The organism is Pedobacter sp. 01T416_2, assembly GCF_056398925.1.
In genome coordinates this window covers 1-5008 of record NZ_JBFTQI010000437.1, presented here as the reverse complement: position 1 = coordinate 5008, position 5008 = coordinate 1, and the positions used below count along the sequence as shown (strand labels likewise).

The window sequence follows — 5008 nt, the reverse complement described above, 5'->3', positions numbered from 1 at the left end:
ACACCCATACGTGTAACCGGGAAACGGGCACCTGTACCGAAATTACTTTGTTTCACGTTTTCGCCCAAAGCAAATTTAATGAAGCCATCGGCACCTGCAAATTTCAATTCCTCTGGCGATTTACCCCAGCGCAGTTTAATCAATTGCGATTGGCCACCGATTGGATTGGCTGACCCATGCAAAATTTGTGAAGTGGTTACACCACCGGCCAACTGGCGGTAAATGTTTACGTCTTCTGAGTTGAGGATATCGGCAACGCGTACTTCGGCAGAAACCGATTGTGCACCTTCGTTAATACCACCTGCTCCTGCAATGTGCGAGTGCTCATCAATAATGCCAGCGGTTACGTGTTTACCGGTAGCATCGATCACTTTTGCGCCGCTTGCCGAAAGGTTTTTGCCAACCGCTTTAATTTTTCCGTTTTCTAAAAGTACATCGGCATTTTGGRGGATTCCGTCTTTTTCATTCGTCCAAACGGTACCGTTTTTAATTAAAACCGTTTCTTGTTTAGGCAGTTCAGGGCTTCCGAAGGCAGAGAAGGGATAAATTACCGGCCCCATGGCCAAAGTGCTTTTTAGCTCTTCTTTTTTAGGTGTTTCTTTTGCGGCTTCTTTATAAGTTGCTGTAAATTTTCCCGTATTGCCATCAGCCAGAGCCGATTCGCCTTTGATGGTAATGGGATTTGCCGAGGTAATGTAACCGCTTAACCGGACATCACCCTTAGGATTTTTCTTTAGGTTGAAATTGATGCTTACCCAATCGCCATTTCTGGTAAAGGTTGCTGTGGTTTTAACACTATCTACACCGGTTCTTTCAATAGCGGCTGTCGATCCGCCACCTGTTCCGGTAATTTTTAGGATTAAAGCACCAATACCATCAACGTTTAAATTATAAGTGCCGCGTACATCGCTCACATCCATTTTGTTAACAATGAAACGTTTGCCCTGTACCCAGTTTTCGAAAATAATGTTTCCGTTTTTGAACAGGTTATCAGATGAGATTAAAAAATTGGCTACTTTTCCTTTTTCCAGGGAACCCACTTTATCGCTGATGCCCAAAAGTGAAGCAGGGATTTCGGTAACCGATTGTAAAGCTTGTTTTTCGGTTAAGCCGTTTTCTATTGCCGTGCGGATATTTGCCCAAAAATCGCGGCTGTTTTCTAAGCCAAATGCAGTTAGTGCAAATTTAATTCCCGCTTTTTCTAAACTTGCCGGGTTGGTTGGTGCCAGTTCCCAGCCCTTCATTTGTGATAATGTCAGGTTTCTGGCTTCTGCAGGATCTTCCACATCGTAAGCTTTAGGGAAAGTTAAGGGGATAATTAAACTAGCTCCGGTAGCTTTAACCTCGTTTATGCGTTGGTATTCATCACCTGTAGATTTAATGATGTATTTCTTGCCAAATTCTTTTCCGATTTTATCGGCACGCAGGATGTTCTGCCATCCATCTACCTCAAATAGCTGTGGCATGGACTGTTGTTTCCCAAATTCGTCCAAAGAAATGTTAAACTCATCTTTTTGTTTGCCATACCATTGTGCATCATAATAGGTTTGACGCAATAAAGCAATGGAACCCATTAACGAAGTTGGGTAATCGTTTGATGAAGTTCCTTTGTTAAACGAATAATTTGCTGCGGTTTGATCTTTTAAGAATACGCTGTTATCTGCGCCCTCGTTTAAAGTTACAGCAGCAGAAACGCCGCGGGCAATACCATCGCGGTTAATTACATTTACACTACCAAAGCCTACCTTACGTAATTCATCTGCTTTTTTGCTGTCGGTAGAAAATATGCTTTTTACATAAGTTTCTGGCCTGATTGATTCGTTCCAGCCATAAGCACCTTTTTTGGTAGAAACGAAAMTAGACTGACGTTGACCGCCGAAACCGCGCTGTTGTGCAGGTGTTTCGCTAAGGCCATAACTGGTAAAGGCATCAATTAGGGAGGGGTAAACAAATTTTCCTTTAAGGTCGATTACCACGTAGCCTTTAGGTACGGCTAAACCAGCACCAATACCCTGTATGGTTTGTCCTTTGATTAAAAGTGTGGCATTTGTTAGAGTCTGRTTGGCATTAACTACTATTGTTGCGTTGGTGAAGGCAAACATTCCAGGTCGGGTATCGAAAGAACCGTTAACGGGAAAGGAAGTTTGCTGTGCAAACAGAATTGTAGTAGAAAATACCAGCCCGATGGCAAGTAAAATTTTCTTCATAATAAGTTTAGTGTTTTTTTTGTTTAAAACTAATATAAATAAGCGTTCAATCTGTTGAATATCCTATTTTTTACAATTAATGTCTATTTTTGAGTCATAGAAATTTATTGATATGAACGATATTTTAAAAAGTGCCCACTCTGGATGGCGCTATGTGGTTTTTCTTTTGCTAATTATTGCCGTTGTTAGGGCTTTGTCTGGCTGGTTCGGTAATAAAACCTATACAGAAGGTGATAGAAAGCTAAATGTTTTCACTTTAATCAGTGCACACATTCAATTGTTGATTGGTTTGGTACTTTATTTCAGCGAAGGCTGGTATAAGTTAAGTAGTGCCGGTGCACCAGCGGTGCGTTATTTTAAAATGGAGCACATCAGTATGATGATAATTGCGATTATTTTAATTACTGTTGGTAATGCTAAATCGAAAAAAGTTGCTGACGCTGTTGCAAAACACCGTACCATTTCAGTTTTCTTTGGCTTAGCATTGATTTTGATTATTGTAACCATTTTATTAATGGTAAAAGAAGTTCCGGGTAGATCGTTTTTTGGGGTTTCATAGTAATTATAAAAAGCAGGGGGCTGGGCGCATGGCGAAAAGCATAGATAATCAAGATTAATCCTGTGCTGTATTCGACTTCGGACTCCCGACTACTAACTTCGGACTAAATTTATTTTCATAATTATTTCCATTTTTGGAAATTCTTTATATTTTTGTTGCTCATGATCAACAATATACATACATGGCTTTGGCAAAGTAATTCGAACGAATTGCGCTGGCTGCGTATGAACAAAATATAGTTTATCAACCTAAACCTTATTAAAGAACCATTAAAGCCCGGCGTAGAACCACACGCCGGGCTTTTTATTGTTAAAAAATACGAAATACAAACCTTAAGCCCTATAGCTTACACCATTTACCTTTATCATGTATAAAATTAATACGACTTACAAAAAAATGCTTGCCGATACCACAACACCAGTGAGCATTTATTTACGCTTACGTGATGTGTATCCTAACAGCATCCTGTTAGAAAGTTCTGACTACCACAGCAGAGAAAACTCGATGAGTTTTGTTTGTGCCGACCCGGTAGCGGGAATTATTTTAAAGGGATCGCGATTAGAGACTTATTTTCCTGATGGTGCCGTAGAGATTACCGAAAGTAAAAACCTGATTGAAGAAATTACCGATTTTAAAGATAAATTCAGAGAAACGGAATTACCCGAAATCAAATTTATTTCGAGCGGTCTGTTTGGCTATTTTACCTGGAATGCAGTACAACATTTTGAAGATATAAAGTTTACTTCTGAAACACCAGAGGGTGAAGAAATTCCTGAAATGCAGTATCACCTGTACCGTTATATCATTGCCATCGATCACTTTAAAAATGAAATCACCCTTTTCAAAAATACTTTCGAAGGAGAAGAAGAGGGGGGGCTTGAAAAAATGGAGTACCTGATCCAGAATAAAAATTACCCTGAATATAAGTTTCAACTTCGCGGTGAGGAAAGTTCAAACCTAACCGATCAGGGATTTATGGATCTGGTAGAGAAACTACAAAAGCATATTTACCGCGGTGATGTTTTCCAGATTGTGCCTTCAAGAGCATTTAAACAAGCATTTTCTGGTGATGAATTTAATGTATACCGTTGCCTGCGTTCGATAAACCCATCTCCTTACCTGTTTTATTTTGATTATGGGAATTTTAAATTGTTCGGTTCTTCGCCAGAGGCACAGATTACCATCAAAAACAATTCGGCCAATATTTTTCCAATCGCAGGGACTTTTAAACGCAGCGGAAACGACATCGAAGATGCTGAACAGGCCCGTAAATTAGAACAAGACCCGAAAGAAAGTGCAGAACATGTAATGCTGGTTGATTTGGCCAGAAACGATTTAAGCAGGCACTGTAACCGCGTGGAGGTAAAATCTTTTAAAGAAGTGCAATATTATTCGCACCTGATCCACCTGGTAAGTAAAGTGAGTGGTCATTTGCAGGAAAATGTAAGTGCTTTTAAAGTCGTTGCCGATACCTATCCGGCAGGTACCTTAAGTGGTGCGCCAAAATATAAAGCCATGCAGTTGATTGACGAAAACGAAAAGCTGGGCAGGAATTTTTATGCTGGTGCAATTGGTTTTATGGGCTTTAATGAAGATTTTAACCATGCCATCATGATCAGGACGTTTATGAGCAAGAATAATGAACTGCATTACCGTGCGGGTGCAGGTATCGTGGCCGATTCTGTTCCCGAAACTGAAATGCAGGAGGTGAACAATAAAATTGCAGCTTTGCGTAAAGCGGTGCAAATGGCAGAGGGAATATAGTTGGGAGTGAGGAGTTTTTAGTTTGGAGTAAAATCCGTTAACAGGAAATAAAATGGAAAATATAGATAAAAAAACCGTCTTAGTAATTGATAACTATGATAGTTTTACCTACAATCTTGTGCATTTAATTAACGAAGTTGGTTATGAAGCAGAGGTTTGGAGAAATGATAAGTTCGATCTGGCCGATGTAGATAAGTATGATAAAATATTACTTTCACCTGGGCCTGGCATTCCGGAAGAAGCTGGTTTGTTATTGGATGTAATTAAAACTTATGCGCCAACGAAGAGTATCTTTGGCGTATGTTTGGGCCAGCAAGCCATAGCCGAAGTTTTTGGTGGCACTTTACTGAACCTGGGCAGACCAATGCACGGAATTGCTACACCGGTAACTGTTGTGGATGGCGATGAGCCTTTGTTCTGGGAATGCCCGCAAACCATAAATGTTGGCCGTTACCATAGCTGGGTGGTGAGTAAAGAG

The 5008-nt window shown here is 40.2% G+C and carries 4 protein-coding genes; 3 read left to right on the top strand and 1 reads right to left on the bottom strand.

Features of this window, described 5'->3' with window-relative positions; genetic code table 11:
- The coding region (locus AC1DPQ_RS17350; protein ID WP_477610361.1) for an amidohydrolase family protein at positions 1–2207 on the bottom strand (2207 nt) is incomplete at its 3' end.
- A gap of 112 nt (positions 2208–2319) precedes the next feature.
- Between AC1DPQ_RS17350 and AC1DPQ_RS17345 the strand changes: the two genes are divergently transcribed.
- From AC1DPQ_RS17345 to AC1DPQ_RS17335, 3 genes are all read left to right on the top strand, one after another.
- Positions 2320–2766: a cytochrome B gene (locus AC1DPQ_RS17345; protein WP_477578525.1), complete on the top strand. Its 447-nt coding sequence runs from the start codon at positions 2320–2322 to the stop codon at positions 2764–2766.
- A 366-nt stretch (positions 2767–3132) separates the two neighbouring features.
- Positions 3133–4530 (top strand): anthranilate synthase component I family protein, encoded by a 1398-nt coding sequence (locus AC1DPQ_RS17340; protein WP_184465000.1) that lies wholly within the window; start codon positions 3133–3135, stop codon positions 4528–4530.
- A gap of 52 nt (positions 4531–4582) precedes the next feature.
- A partial coding sequence (locus AC1DPQ_RS17335) for an anthranilate synthase component II (protein WP_477610360.1) occupies positions 4583–5008 on the top strand: 426 nt, incomplete at its 3' end.

Excerpts from the sequence above, each read along its gene's own strand:
- AC1DPQ_RS17345 (WP_477578525.1), top strand. The coding sequence starts at position 2,320 with ATGAACGATATTTTAAAAAGTGCCCACTCTGGATGGCGCTATGTGGTT.
- AC1DPQ_RS17340 (WP_184465000.1), top strand. The coding sequence starts at position 3,133 with ATGTATAAAATTAATACGACTTACAAAAAAATGCTTGCCGATACCACA.